11 protein-coding genes and 3 tRNA genes are annotated in these 15,080 nt (G+C 39.5%); 12 read left to right on the plus strand and 2 right to left on the minus strand.

Translation table 11 applies throughout. The annotated features are described in order from the left end of the window. Positions 1 to 15: 15 nt before the first annotated feature. The 8 genes from whiA (at position 16) to K357_RS0105665 (ending at position 11,448) form a co-directional block, all read left to right on the plus strand. The gene (gene whiA, locus K357_RS0105630) at positions 16 to 957 is read left to right on the plus strand and encodes a DNA-binding protein WhiA (protein ID WP_028257837.1); all 942 of its coding nucleotides are present in this window, start codon (positions 16 to 18) and stop codon (positions 955 to 957) included. A 22-nt stretch (positions 958 to 979) separates the two neighbouring features. After that, on the plus strand, positions 980 to 2,575 hold the full coding sequence (locus K357_RS0105635; protein ID WP_028257838.1) for a hypothetical protein: 1,596 nt from the start codon (positions 980 to 982) through the stop codon (positions 2,573 to 2,575). A gap of 552 nt (positions 2,576 to 3,127) precedes the next feature. Further along, a complete protein-coding gene (locus K357_RS0105640; RefSeq protein ID WP_028257839.1) occupies positions 3,128 to 4,078 on the plus strand; it encodes an aspartate carbamoyltransferase catalytic subunit in 951 nt (316 codons plus the stop codon). Continuing rightward, entirely contained in the window at positions 4,062 to 5,351 is a 1,290-nt protein-coding gene (locus K357_RS0105645) for a dihydroorotase (RefSeq protein WP_028257840.1), read from the plus strand. The genes K357_RS0105640 and K357_RS0105645 overlap by 17 nt, the downstream gene beginning before the upstream one ends. After that, positions 5,348 to 6,412: a glutamine-hydrolyzing carbamoyl-phosphate synthase small subunit gene (gene carA, locus K357_RS0105650; RefSeq protein ID WP_028257841.1), complete on the plus strand. Its 1,065-nt coding sequence runs from the start codon at positions 5,348 to 5,350 to the stop codon at positions 6,410 to 6,412. Before K357_RS0105645 ends, carA begins: the two co-directional genes overlap by 4 nt. A gap of 4 nt (positions 6,413 to 6,416) precedes the next feature. Continuing rightward, on the plus strand, positions 6,417 to 9,617 hold the full coding sequence (gene carB / locus K357_RS0105655; RefSeq protein WP_028257842.1) for a carbamoyl-phosphate synthase large subunit: 3,201 nt from the start codon (positions 6,417 to 6,419) through the stop codon (positions 9,615 to 9,617). 3 nt (positions 9,618 to 9,620) lie between these two features. After that, the gene (locus tag K357_RS0105660) at positions 9,621 to 10,391 is read left to right on the plus strand and encodes a dihydroorotate dehydrogenase electron transfer subunit (RefSeq protein WP_028257843.1); all 771 of its coding nucleotides are present in this window, start codon (positions 9,621 to 9,623) and stop codon (positions 10,389 to 10,391) included. Between the two features lie 82 nt (positions 10,392 to 10,473). Continuing rightward, complete coding sequence (locus tag K357_RS0105665; RefSeq protein ID WP_028257844.1) at positions 10,474 to 11,448, plus strand: dihydroorotate dehydrogenase; 975 nt, start codon at positions 10,474 to 10,476, stop codon at positions 11,446 to 11,448. An 841-nt stretch (positions 11,449 to 12,289) separates the two neighbouring features. Here K357_RS0105665 and K357_RS0105670 read toward each other — a convergent pair. Beyond that, positions 12,290 to 13,183: a LysR family transcriptional regulator gene (locus K357_RS0105670; protein WP_028257845.1), complete on the minus strand. Its 894-nt coding sequence runs from the start codon at positions 13,181 to 13,183 to the stop codon at positions 12,290 to 12,292. A gap of 557 nt (positions 13,184 to 13,740) precedes the next feature. Beyond that, positions 13,741 to 13,905: a hypothetical protein gene (locus tag K357_RS09720; protein WP_156004906.1), complete on the minus strand. Its 165-nt coding sequence runs from the start codon at positions 13,903 to 13,905 to the stop codon at positions 13,741 to 13,743. 376 nt (positions 13,906 to 14,281) lie between these two features. Here K357_RS09720 and K357_RS0105680 point away from each other — a divergent pair. From K357_RS0105680 to tnpA, 4 genes are all read left to right on the plus strand, one after another. After that, a tRNA-Pro gene (locus K357_RS0105680) sits at positions 14,282 to 14,358 on the plus strand. Positions 14,359 to 14,364: 6 nt separating this feature from the next. Further along, positions 14,365 to 14,438 (plus strand) — tRNA-Gly (locus K357_RS0105685). A gap of 36 nt (positions 14,439 to 14,474) precedes the next feature. Then, positions 14,475 to 14,551 (plus strand) — tRNA-Arg (locus K357_RS0105690). 309 nt (positions 14,552 to 14,860) lie between these two features. Next, positions 14,861 to 15,080 (plus strand): IS200/IS605 family transposase (gene tnpA / locus K357_RS0105695; RefSeq protein WP_028257846.1); only part of this gene is annotated, 220 nt, incomplete at its 3' end.

Raw genomic sequence — 15,080 nt, forward strand, 5'->3', positions numbered from 1 at the left:
AGAAAGGAGCTTTGTATGTCATTTGCAGAAGATGTAAAAAATGAATTATGTCAGTATCAAAATGAAGATAGCCGTTGTGCTGTTATCGAAGTATCCTGCTTATTGCGAATGGGTGGCTCTTTATTGATTGGGCGTCAAGGAACAGTGGGAATTCGCTTGGCTACTGCGAATAATGCGGTGGCTAGGCGTGTGTTAACCATACTTAGATCACAATATAACTTGCCTACTGCTGTAGTAGTACGGCAAGGACTGAATTTGCGCAAGAAAAATATGTATACCTTAACGGTAGAGCCAACAGAGAATAGTCGGCAAGTTATGGAAGAGTTAGGGCTCTGGCCAGTAACGGCACAAATACCTCATGAATGGTTAAAATCCTTAGAAGCACGGCGAGCTTTTTTGCGTGGCGCTTTTCTAGGTGGCGGATCCGTGAATAAACCACAAAGTGATTATCATTTGGAATTTATGAGTAGTAACGAAGCTTTTGCCAATGAAATTATTTATGTATTGCGATTGTTTAAAATTTCTGCACGCATGACGGAACGAAAAGATGAGTATGTAGTGTATCTGAAAGAAGGCGATGCAGTTACTTCCTGTATTCAAATTATGGGAGCTGGACAAGCATTAATGGAATTTGAAACGGTACGGGTTATGAAAACGGTGCGCAATCAAATTAATCGACAAGTGAATTGTGAAACGGCTAATTTACAAAAAACGGTAGATGCGGCAGTACGCCAATTAGAAGCGATTCGGATCATTGAACGACATGATAGATTCTCTAGTTTACCGGATAAGTTACGCTATATCGCAGAAGTTCGGATAGAGCATCCAGATGCGAGTTTACAAGAGTTAGCTGACCACATAGGTGGTGTATTGTCTAAATCGGGTATTGGTCATCGCTTGCGCAAGCTTGAACAGATTGCATTAACCTTAGAGCCCAATGGTTTAGATGACATATAAGAAAGGATTTGAATGAGTTAGTATGTGGTGGAAACGGATTGTATCCTGTTTGCTAGGAGCTACGTTAGCAACTAGTTTATACACTGTAGTGCAAGGACGAACTATTAATTTACAGGCAGGGGGTTATGAATTATCTCCTATGGCTACAGAAGTGACAGATCAAAAATATGGGTTGCTCTTTTCTGATAGTCCAGAATATGTAGGCCCTGTGGGTGGAATTTTAAGTGCAGGTACGATTCATGGACATGGACGAGTTTACTTTTATCATGTGAATGATATGAAAGATACACAAAAAATAGCAGTTGTGATTGAAAATAAATCCATGAAATTGAATCATATAACAGTTCGTAGAGCATTAGTGAGCAAGCCTAGTCCCGATTATTTTGCTGTGGGCCGTGAATTATCTCGACTCGATATGTCGGCGCCGTTACCAGAATCGGTGGCGATAGTCACAAATGAAAAGGATACCAAGAAATTCAATCTGGAACAAGTGAAATGGCGAAAAGCGTTAGAAAAACAAATTAAACAACAAGAAAAAGAATTAGAGAAAGAACAAGCTCGTTTAGATAGATGGAAAGAAAAACGAGAAAAAGAAGAGAAAAAACGCGTATCAAACATGCTAACGGATACTAAGAAGACTCATAAAATTACTTTGTTACAACATGTTAGTAGCGCTACGAAAGAAGACGACGTATCAGATGGCACCTATGTAGGTACTAGGGATACTAATGATAAGGAAAATAGATATATAGCGTCTGATCGTACATCAGTGACACCATCGGGTTCATTGATAGATGATGTGTATCAAGGCATAGATACGAGCCGGTACCAACAGTTGAAAGAGGCATTAGCAGCTAGTCGTAAGCAGCTAGCAAATTACCAAGCAGATGATACAGAAGGTACTATCATCAATGTTAAAAAAGAAGATTTGCCTCATGCCAATTCCTTTACCTTACCACCGTTGGGGAAACGGCTATTGTTTGCTGATTTAGAGGATATCCAGGTCAAACCAGAGGCACTTATTTCGGGACTTATTGATTGCATTACATCCGATGATACGCTTATTAAGGTTATGATGTTGCCAGAAGGCGCGGCTTCTCTTACTTCGACATATAGTGTTCCTACACTGCCAAAAGATGATGTACGATTGCGTGGTACCTATGTAGGAGCTTTGAGAACCATTACAGTACCTGAAACGTTCAATAGTGATAAAAGTGGATCCTATATTGACGTCGTCAATGGTAGAGAGGATCCTTTTATCGAGGGCGTAGATGAATTGTCGAATCATGAAGCGGTAACAGATACGGGTAATTATGGCGTGTCATATCAGATGGTAGTGCATACAACGGGTAAAGAACGGTTTCATTTATTCTTTAATCCCCTAGGTGGCGCTTACTCAGGTTCTTTTTTGATTAGTACGCCGTATAGGACAAAACGATATGATGTGGGAAATAGTATGAAACCCTATATTGGACATCAGACAATATATGATACGTTTGACCTAGGTGAGTATAGAGGCGGCGATACGATTGCGATTAACTTTATGCCTGCAGGAGCTTCGAATTTGCCTATCCGATTTTTATTGGTGCCTACCTGTGAATTAGATAAAAGAGGATAGTTAACGCATTCTAGATATGGAAAATAGTATTTAATAAGGCTATACGCTGTAGCGTTTTACTAGTTATCAAGGAAAATCGATAGAGAGCATTTTCTCTGTACTAGTCTTGATACGATATAGATAGTATGGAACGTATCAAAACCTATATGTGTGATGAGATGACTTTCACAGGCATATGTAATGCGCAATCATGCATAGCATGGATGGTCACACCTCTTGCAATGTATAAGGGAGTGTCATTGAGAGTGCTTTATATAGAGCCTTATGACAGGGCGTCACAAACGGTTGATGACTACAGAATCGCATAGGTTTCTTCAAGGAAAGTTAATTGACATATATTTTTATTTTTAGTATCATAGTAAAGAAGAAAATGATAGATTTGGTACGGGATACCATCGTATTTTCTGAGAACCTTTTAAGTTAGTCCTGCGAGGCTAATAAAGGTAGATAGTTGCAAGTCGTTCCGTGGTTACGGGTACTTTGTCATGTTTACTATACGACCTTTTGCCCCAGGCAAAGGGTCGTTTTTTTATATATTGCAAGGAGGCCGCGATGGAAGAAGTGAGCTTAAAAGGAAAGCACTTGCTTGGATTACAAGGGCGTTCTAAAGAAGAAATTGAACTAATTTTACGAGTTGCCAAAAAGATGAAACGAGTTATTTTATCGGAGGATAAAAAAATCCCCTATTTGAAAGGTAAGTCGATTATTAACTTATTCATGGAACCAAGTACAAGAACACGTAGCTCCTTTGAATTAGCTGGTAAATACTTAGGCGCGGATGTAATTAATATTACACCGAGTGGTAGCTCTATGGTAAAAGGTGAAAGTTTTCGAGATACCTTATTAACCGTATCGTATATGGGAACTGATGCCATCGTTATGCGCCATAAAGCAGAGGGGGCTCCTTTATATGCGACCAAAGCAGTAGAACCTATTATCATTAATGCTGGTGATGGAGCGCATGAACATCCGACGCAGGCACTACTTGATATGTACTCTATTTTAGAAAAGAAACCATCCTTAGAAGGTTTGAAAATTGTTATTGTTGGCGATATTATGCATAGCCGTGTGGCACGCAGTGATATTTATGGCATGACGACGATGGGCGCAGATGTACATCTAGCAGGACCTAGAACATTAGTCTATCCCGAATTAGAAAAAATGGGCGTCACCGTTCATCACGATATTAGAGAAGCCGTACAAGGGGCTGATGTTATTAATGTGCTACGCATTCAATTAGAACGCATTGATGAAGCTTTATATCCAACAAATCGTGAATATGCTCGTATTTTTGGAATCAATCGAGAGGTATTACAACTGGCGAAGAAGGATGTGATGGTGTTACATCCAGGTCCTATGAATCGAGGACTAGAAATTGCTCCCGATGTAGCCTATAGTGATGAATCTATGATTCAAGAACAAGTACGTAACGGTGTGGCTATTCGTATGGCTGTATTATACTTAACAATTCATGGAGGTGATGGTAGTGAGCTTGCTGATTAAACATGGTACAGTTGTAAACCCAGCTAAGGGACAACATGAGATAGCAGATGTGTTAGTGGAAAATGGTAAGATTGCTGCAATAGGTAAGGATTTATCAAAAGAGGGTGCCCAGGTGTACGATGCAACGGGCTTGATTGTTGCTCCAGGGTTGATTGATATTCATACACATTTACGAGAACCAGGACAAGAGGCAAAAGAAGACTTTCATTCTGGTACACAAGCAGCAGCGGCAGGTGGATTTACACGAGTAGCCACTATGGCGAATACAAAACCGGTAGTAGATAATGCGGCACTTGTAAGAGGCCTTCAAAAACAGGCGGAACTCACTGGAGTTGTAAAAGTTGAATTTATGGGTGCAGTTAGTAAAAATTTAGAAGGTAAAGAATTAGCCGAATTAGGTGACATGGCTGAAGCTGGCGTAGTAGGGTTTTCAGATGATGGCCATTATGTAGAAAGTGCAGCATTTATGCGCCGCGCTCTAGAATACAGTCAAATGTTTAATCGCATGGTTATCGATCATGCAGAAGAAACAACATTAACTAAACATGGACATATGCATGAAGGTTTTGTCTCCTATGAATTAGGTGTAGCAGGTCGCCCTGCAGTAGCAGAAGATATGGCGGTAGCTCGTGATATCATGTTAGCAGATATGACTGGGGGACATATTCATATTGCCCATGTAAGTAGTAAAAATACAGTTGATTTAGTGCGAGAAGCAAAAGCAAAAGGCATACAAGTTACTTGTGAGGTTACATCGCAACATTTATCGTTAACCGATGAATATTTACGAGAATATAATCCAGCCTTTAAAATGGCACCGCCAATTCGTTCGGAAGATCATCGCCAAGCTTTATTAGAAGGGCTTAAAGATGGAACGATTGATTGCATTATTACAGACCATGCACCTCATGCGTATGAAGATAAAGACCATGAGTTTTGTTGTGCCCCTAATGGATTTAGTGGCTTAGAAACATCGTTAGCAGCAGTTATCACTAATGCTTACGGGCCAGATAAATTAAGTATTGATGAAGTGGTTTACCATATGAGTACACGCCCAGCGGAATTATTGCGATTGGATGCAGGCGTATTAGAAGTGGGAAAAGATGCAGATATTACCGTATTTAGCACAGAAGAAACATGGGTAGTAGATCGCAATCAATTCTATACAAAGGGAAAAATGAGTCCTTTTGATGGGATGACGTTGACAGGCCGCGCTAAATTGACGGTGGTAAATGGTGAAGTGGTAATGAAAGAAGGAGAGGTTCTTCGTTGAAGGGTAAATTAGTTCTAGAAAATGGCACTACATTCTATGGAAATTTATTAGGTGGTGCACCAGTAGTGGGAGAAGTTGTCTTTAATACTGGCATGACAGGATATCAAGAAATTTTAACAGATCCATCCTATGCAGATCAGATTATTACACTCACCTATCCACTCATTGGCAATTATGGGACCTTAAATGCGATTACACAAGGACCTAAACCATATTGTAAGGGATTGATTGTAGGCGAGTTATGCGACTTTCCTAGCAATTGGCAAAATGAAGGATTATTCTCTGAATATTTGCGACTCCATGGAATTCCTTGTTTATATGATATAGATACACGGGCTATTACGAGAGCAATTCGCAAAGAGGGCGTTATGAAAGGCGTTGTGGCTCGTGCAGATTGCGAAGATGAAACGATTCAACAATTTCTAAAAAAAGAATTGCCTACCGATCAAGTTATGCGGGTTACCACAAAATGGCAAGGCCTTCGTGGCGATAAGGACGCAGAATTTCATGTGGCTGTGTATGATTTTGGCGTGAAAGAAAATATTTTACACTCCCTAGTGGCTAACGATTGTCGACTCACTATATTCCCAGCTGATGCAAAAGCAGAAGACATTAAAGCAGTCAATCCAGATGGTATCTTTTTATCAAATGGACCTGGTGACCCAGCGGATTTGGCCTATGCAGTAGAAGAAGTGAAAAAATTATTTGGTTATAAACCAATTTTTGGTATTTGTATGGGACATCAAGTACTAGCACAAGCGTATAGTGGTAAAACATATAAATTAAAATTTGGTCATCGTGGTTCCAATCATCCGGTGAAAGAGTTAGCTACGAATCGTGTATATATTACATCACAAAATCACGGATTTGCCGTTGATGCTAGTACATTGCCAGATGATGTCATTGTAACGCATGTGAGCGTAAATGATGGTACCGTAGAAGGAATGGCACATACTACACTTCCTATCTTTTCGATTCAATATCATCCAGAAGCATCACCGGGACCAACAGATAATTTATATTTATTTCAACAATTTAAAGAATTAATGAGGAAGGGTTAATCACATGACAGGAGACGGAAAGAAAATTCTCGTTATTGGCTCAGGTCCTATTATTATTGGGCAAGCAGCGGAATTCGATTATGCAGGCACGCAAGCATGTCGTTCACTTCGTGAAGAAGGGTATCAAGTTGTGTTAGTTAACTCTAATCCAGCCACTATTATGACAGATAGTGACATTGCTGATCGTGTATATATTGAACCTATTAGTTTAGAATTTGTTACAGAAATTATTCGCAAAGAACGTCCTTGGGGGTTGTTGGCTACATTGGGAGGTCAAGTTGGTTTAAACATGGCCGTTCAATTATCGGAAGCAGGCGTGTTAGAAGACTATCAGGTTAAATTGTTGGGCACCACGTTAGAGGCCATTAAACAGGCAGAAGACCGAGAACTCTTTAAAGAAGCTATGCAAAAAATCGGCCAGCCAGTACCAGAATCAGATATTTTTACGGACTTAGAAAAAGCCGTATCCTTTGCGAATACCATAGGATATCCAATCATTATTCGACCAGCCTATACGATGGGTGGTACAGGTGGCGGTATTGCCCATAATGAAGATGAAATGTATGAAATTGCTCGCCGTGGGATCAAAATGAGTCCGATAAACCAGATTTTAGTAGAACGGTCAGTAGCTGGATGGAAAGAAATTGAATATGAAGTGATGCGTGACTCTGCGGATAATTGTATCATCGTTTGTAATATGGAAAATATTGATCCTGTCGGTGTTCATACCGGTGATTCTATCGTTGTGGCGCCGAGTCAGACATTGAATGATATACAATACCAAATGCTCCGTACAGCAGCACTTGCGATTATTCGCTATTTAAAAATTGAAGGCGGTTGTAATGTACAATATGCATTAAATCCTGATAGCAATGAATACATCGTGATTGAAGTAAACCCTCGCGTATCTAGATCGTCTGCGCTAGCGTCTAAGGCAACAGGCTATCCGATTGCGAAAGTGGCGGCTAAAATTGCTACCGGTATGACTTTAGATGAAATTACTAATGCTGTTACAGGTGAAACAAAAGCTTGCTTTGAACCAACCCTTGATTATGTAGTTACCAAGTTTCCACGCTGGCCTTTTGAAAAATTTAACTTAGCTGACCGCACATTGGGGACACAAATGAAAGCCACTGGCGAAGTTATGTCCATAGATCGCACCTTAGAAGGTTCTTTGTTAAAAGCAATTCGCTCCTTGGAAATTGGCCTTGACCATATAGCACTTAAAAAAATTGCTCATGAAAGTGTAGAACAACTCATTGAATGCTTACATAAAGTAGATGATGAACGGATATATGTAGTGGCCCAAGCACTCCGCAAAGGCATTAGTGTGGAAAAAATACACTATATTACTAAGATAGATTCATTCTTTATTGAAAAAATAAAAAATATTGTTCGCGTAGAACAAGATTTACAAGAAAATGGTATAACGGATGATAATTTGCGCATGGCTAAACGGTACAGCATGACCGATAGCGTTATCGCTCGCTATGCGAACACCACACGAGAAGATGTATTGGCAAAGCGTAAAGCGATGCAACTAGAGCCAACTTATAAATTTGTAGATACTTGTGCAGCAGAATTTGAAGCGCATACACCGTATTACTACAGTTCTTATGCTACAGAAGATGAAGTGGTACCACTAGGCAATAAAAGCGTGGTTGTACTAGGCTCGGGGCCAATTCGCATCGGTCAAGGTGTAGAATTTGACTATTGTTCAGTGCATTCTGCGTGGGCATTACGCAAGGCAGGCATGCAGTCAATTATTGTAAATAATAATCCAGAAACAGTAAGTACTGATTTTGATACTTCGGATAGTTTATATTTTGAACCGTTAACAGTGGATGATGTGATGGAAGTCATCGAAAAAGAAAACCCTGTAGGTGTCATTGCTCAATTCGGTGGACAAACGGCTATTAATTTGGCAGGGCCCCTATCAGAGCGAGGGGTTACCATTTTAGGGACGTCTGTAGATAGTATCGATATGGCAGAAGATCGGGAACGATTTGATGCACTCCTAGCAGAATTAGGCATTCCGCGCCCTGTAGGTGCGTTAGTTACATCGGATAAGGAAGCACAAGAAGCGGCACATCGCCTAGAATATCCACTTATCGTGCGCCCATCCTATGTATTAGGTGGCCGTGCTATGGAGATTGTCTACAATGATAAAGAATTAGACCTATACATGAAAGAAGCCGTAGTAGCCTCTAAAGAACATCCTGTTCTAATTGACCGCTATATGGTAGGCATGGAAGTTGAAGTTGACGCTATTTCAGATGGCACTGATGTATGCATTCCAGGCATTATGGAACAAATCGAACGGGCTGGCGTTCATTCTGGTGATTCGATGGCAGTGTATCCAGCACAACATTTAAGCCAAGAATTGATTGATCAAATTGTAGACTATACGCGGCGCATTGCAGTGGGCCTTCATGTAAAAGGTGTGCTAAATATTCAATACATTGTAGCCAATGGCGTGTTACATGTTATTGAAGTCAACCCTCGTTCTAGCCGGACAATTCCGTTTATTAGTAAGGTAACTGGTGTGAACATGGTAGAACATGCAACACGCATCGCCTTAGGTGAAACATTAGATTCCCTAGGATTACCAAAAGGATTATTGCCAAATAAACCATATGTGGCAGTGAAAGCGCCGGTATTCTCCTTTTCTAAAATGGGCTTAGTAGAAATTGCATTAGGACCAGAAATGAAATCGACAGGCGAAGTGATGGGCGTAGGTCGCACTTACTCAGAAGCATTATTTAAAGCCATTCATGCGGCGAATATGAGAATTCCTGAAGCGGGAACAATTTTGATGACTGTAGCCGATCGTGATAAAAAAGAAGCGTGTCAATTAGCGAAAGGCTTTATCGAATTAGGGTATCATATTGAAGCAACTGGTGGTACTGGTCAATACTTTAAAGAACATGGCGTTTCCTGCCACGTGGTGAATAAAATTTCAGAAGGATCCGATAACTGTGCAGATCATATTCGTCAAGACACCATCGACTTGGTGCTAAATACATTGACTGCGGGTAAACGACCTGAACGAGAAGGGTTCCAATTGCGACGATTAGCTGTTGAGTTGGGTACACCTTGCTTGACATCCTTAGATACAGCGCGAGAAGTCTTACGTGTGGTGGCGAGTCGTAAAACGGAATCAACGATTAATGTAGAAGCGTTACAAGATTACGAACAGGAGTAATACATGAGTGGATATGTAGAAATGGGCGAAGTCGTTCGCAATGAACAAATTGGGGCCGATGTATGGGTTATGGACCTCTATGCACCTAAACAAGCGGCTGAAGCACAAGTGGGGCAATTTTGTAATGTCCGCCTGACTGATGGGACAGCGCCATTGTTACGACGCCCTATCAGTTATGCCAATTTTGACGCTAACACAGGCACGATTACTTTATTATATCGCGTCGTAGGGCGTGGTACTATGTTACTAACACGCTTAGTACCAGGGGATACACTCGATTGCTTGGGACCATTAGGACAACCGTTTACCACAACATCATCTATGCTGCTCATAGGTGGTGGCGTGGGAATTGCACCGATGCTTTCAATTGCCCATCATTTGAAAGCACATGAATCGGCTCATGTTATTTTGGGATTTCGAAATAAAAGTGAATTATTTTGGGCCGATTTATTTAACAATTTGCCCGTAACTGTGCATATTACCACCGATGATGGATCTGTAGGTACTAAAGGGTTTCCTACAACGATTATGCCCGACTTACTACAATCGACTGCGATTACATCGATTATGACATGCGGACCGATGCCGATGATGAAAGGCGTAGCAAAGATTGCTATGGAATTAGGAGTCCCTTGTCAAGTATCCTTGGAAGAACGAATGGGTTGTGGTACAGGTGGCTGTTTAGGCTGCGGCTGTGATGGCAAAGCGGGTAAGCGCTATAAAGTATGTAAAGATGGACCAGTGTTTGCGGCGGAAGATGTATTTTTCCTCTAGGTGCACACCTGTAGAGTCAGTGACCTAGCGAGTACGCTATCGATATATAATCGTACTATATACTAGAAAATGAGGTACAAGAATGGTTAGTAATACAACAATCTATAGGGCAAGTGAAAAAGATTTAAACGGCACTGTAACACCATCACCAAAACTAGCGACCACGTTTTGTGGAATTTCTATGAAAAACCCTATCATATCTGCATCGGGCACATTTGGTAACGCCTTGGAATATGTAGACTATATTGATATTAGTAATGAATTAGGCGCCGTATCCGTTAAAGGTTTGACGCCACGCGCTAGAAAAGGAAATGAGGGCACGCGAATTGCAGAAACACCATCGGGCGTTTTGAATTGTATTGGTTTAGAAAATCCTGGAGCAGAAGGGTTCCTTTCCCAGGTGTTACCAGAATTAAAACACTATGCTCTTCCCGTACTCTGCAATATTTCCGCCGATTCAGTAGAAGAATATGGGTGGATGGCAGAGACCCTATCTGTCGATGGTGTTCATGGATTCGAAGTCAATATTTCTTGTCCTAATGTAAAGAGCGGGGGCCTCGCCTTTGGTGTGCGACCAGAAGATGCCGCAGCAGTGGCACGTAGTGTCAGACATCATACGACACTTCCTGTTATTATGAAATTATCGCCTAATGTAACAGATATTACAGAAATTGCTAAGGCCGTAGAAGCAGAAGGCGTGGATGGCATTAGTTTAATCAACACTTTATTAGGTATGGCTATTGATGTGCGTACACGACGACCTATATTAGGTAATCTATATGGTGGCTTATCGGGACCTGCCATTAAACCAGTAGCACTTCGATTAGTGCATCAAGTGGCACAGGCAGTGGCGATTCCTATTATGGGCATGGGCGGTATCATGACAGGTACAGATGCTATTGAATTTATGTTGGCTGGTGCTAGTTGTGTATCAGTAGGCGCGGCTTCTATGGTAGATCCTACTGCCATAAGCCGCATTGCACGGGAGATGGAAGACTATCTAGATACGTATGGGATTGATTCTATAAATGATATTGTAGGACAATTAGAAGTATAATACATTCATCTCTTTATGTAGTACATGTAGAGGATGTATAAGAATGAACATGTTGTTGTATAGGAATATACTATGAATTCTAAAAAAGATAACAGATTGATATAATCATTGATATATGTTTATAAGTTATGAAGTAGCTGATTATACCGCGTAGAAATTCAGTATACTAGACCGTTCTTGCTATAAAGAAATTATACATGGTGCATTCATTGGTAATCATGCAATATACGTGACGATGGTTTCATCAATGGTGAAACCATTATCCAGATATAAATTATTATCATACTGTAGTGATATAGTAGTTTCTTAGATAGTACATGGACCAATATGTCATTAAAGACGTTGCATTAGAAAGAATAAAACTAGTTAGCTCGTCCTTTACTACCAAGAAAAAAGTCTGTAAGTGTAGATACTTACAGACTTTTTGTTTTTTTTTGACGCATTGATAAGGGGGATAATTTCCTAGCTTTTACTTTCATAGCAACTCTATGATAGGATATCGTTCATTCCATACATTCGACTGCATAAAGATGTGAGACACTATAAGGATTCATTTTCCTCTATTAGTATTTAATAGGAAAAAGGGCCACAAAGGACCCTTTTTATTGGCATGGTGTAACTAAATAGCAATGCCTATCAGCATACAAAATTGAGTAGACCCCAGTAACTGGTGTTACCATTGAAGTAGGACATGGTAAGCAAAGGTCAGTACCTTTTATAATGTAGTCATGAATTGATAGGTTACATGTTTAGTTGTTACGTTGATAGAATTACATCTATAGGGTATTCTTAGATACTAGAAATCTTGAACTGATAACGATCTGAGGTAGTATAACAGACATTATGCATTCGCTTTATAGAAATCTATAAATTGTTGTGCTACTGGTGATAGACTATGGCCTTTCAACACAATGAACGCCTTGCGGAAGGTACCTGAAAATTCTGGTAAACGTAAGCGAGTCACTTTTCTAAAATGAACATGTTCTTTTATATCCATTGGCACTAATGCTACAGTACGGCCTGTTTCTGCGGCCCATTCAATGGCAGAACTTCGTGTTGTGGTAATGGATACTACATTTAAGGTAGATAAATCTGCTAAAGGCGATTGCATAATCATGCGAACCGAACCACCAGATAAACTAAGGGGACATTTTCTAATATCAGTCCAGGAAAGAGATTCTTTTTCACGATTCGTCCAGAACACGTCAGTGCGGAATAAAGCATATAAATCTTCATCTTCTGTATGAATGATATCGAACTTTTCAATATCGACCATTTGTTCATTACAAATTCCAATTTCTGCACTACCGCTAATTAATTGACTTGTTACGTTAGCCATTAATCCTTCATAAATTTCATATCGTACCGATGGATACTTGACAGAAAAGTTTTTGATAGAGTCTTGAATTAATGAGGTAGATCGTGAAGCAGAGGCGGCAATGCGCAAGGTGCCTTCAATTTTTGAATTTAGCTGTTTTACTGCATTGTAAGTAGATTCTTCAATGGAACAAAGTTGCTGTGCTTTTTCATAGAATATACGACCAGCATCAGTTAATTGCAAATTAGAGCCTCGTTGACCTCGTTTGATGTGTAATAAGGGAGTGCCAAACTCAGCTTCTAAATATTTAAGCTGTTTGCTTAACGCTGGTTGTGTAATATGAAGTAATTCAGCTGCTTGTGTCATGTTACCCGTTTGGACTAGGGTGATAAAATTGTGATAATACGATGTGTCCATATGTATTCTCCATGTGTACTAACGGTAGTCTATTAATACTCGTAGAGTGGGCGAAATCTAACTGAGCTTTCAGCTAATATGACTGATACTACCAAAAAATAAATATATATTATCATTGTACTATACAAAAAGCTTTTTGTCTGTATCTAGATGCTAGTAAATCATTAATTTATAAGGTTCTTTGATATTGTTACTGTATAAAGTTTACAATAGAAGTTGCATGTAATTATATTTGATAATTGAATTTTAATGTCATATTATTTTCCGTTTTAGATAGTTGTGAGATAGGTGAAAAGTCAGATAGTATAATGGCTATAATGTATATAGTCCAGCATAGTATGTATGTAGAATTGAATCAAATGGCATGACTCTATGAATACTACCTGTTTACATACGTAAAAATAGCGCATACAAAACTCCTCAATTTTGTATACGCTATTTTGTGTGGCAAGGGAGATAGTTTAACTAAGGGAACACATAGATGCTTTTATGGTCACATTAAAGTTTTCCTCAAAACTTTAATTAAAATCTAGGTTCTAATAACTGTCCCTCCTGAATTATTTAGAAGCAAAAACTCCAACTAAACCAACATTCATGTTTCGTCGTTGTTCAGTGGTCCATGGATGCCATACTTGATGGGCAACTGGATGATTATAACATGCAGGTGCAGCTGCTAATCGACGAGATTCTAAATGTTTTTCAAATGCTCTAAACAAATTCATTCTAATCCTTCTTTCTTAGTGCGAATGCACTATCGTAGCTAAGTCTCCTCAAACTTAGGTAAGTGAATGGGTTGTCATCATTTACTTACAATGTCAGTATACCGTCAAATTTAGAATATGTGAAATAACTTGTTTTTATTAAATTAATTACTATAAATTATATGATGATAAAATCCTTTGTAATATATGCTATATAACTGGAAATATTAAGATATATTAATTTTAGTTATAAGTAAAATAATTATTATTTTTATAAAATGAATAGATTGGTGTGACGGATACAAATAGCTAGATTATACATGTTATTTTTCATTAAAAATTTACTAGTTTTAAGTTGACAACTTATCATTTTGTTGTTAGAATAGATATTGCATTACGGGGCATAGCGCAGTTTGGTAGCGCACCTGGCTTGGGACCAGGGGGTCGCAGGTTCGAATCCTGCTGCTCCGACCATGTTATGCGGGTGTAGCTCAATGGTAGAGCCCCAGCCTTCCAAGCTGGTCACGAGGGTTCGATTCCCTTCACCCGCTCCATTTTTTTATCAGTATCTAATCGTATATAGTTATCATGGTTCAGTAGCTCAGTTGGATAGAGCAACGGCCTTCTAAGCCGTGGGTCGGGGGTTCGAATCCCTCCTGGATCACCAAAGTACAAAGGATCTTACTTGATGTAGGATCCTTTTTGTGTTGAGGGATTGACGCACTAAGGTCTCAGCGTCACTGCGTTCCTAGAAACCTAAGTTGCTTACGTATCCCTCCTGGATCACCAGAGTAAAAAAGCGGATAGCTCGTAATGAGTTATCCGCTTTTTTACATTGTACGCCGAATAGGCATGATTAACCCCCAGTTAAACTGGTGGTCAGTAAAATTTCTTAGAGAAAAGGAAAGAACCTCCTAGTGATAAAATGAAGTTGGTCTGGCAACCACAACATTTCAACATAGGAGGTTCAATGTCAATGAATGACGTAAAAAGCTTATCACATAGTAAATGGAGATGTAAATATCATATTGTTTTTGCTCCAAAGTATAGAAGGCAAATAATTTATGGTCGGATAAAAGTTGATGTAGGTAAAATTCTAAGAGATTTAAGTAAGAGAAAAAATGTAGAAATTATCGAGGCGGAATGCTGTCCGGATCATATACATATGCTAGTAACAATTCCACCACATTTAAGTG

This window comes from Veillonella montpellierensis DSM 17217 (assembly GCF_000426745.1).
GTDB classification, from domain to species: Bacteria; Bacillota; Negativicutes; order Veillonellales; family Veillonellaceae; genus Veillonella; species Veillonella montpellierensis.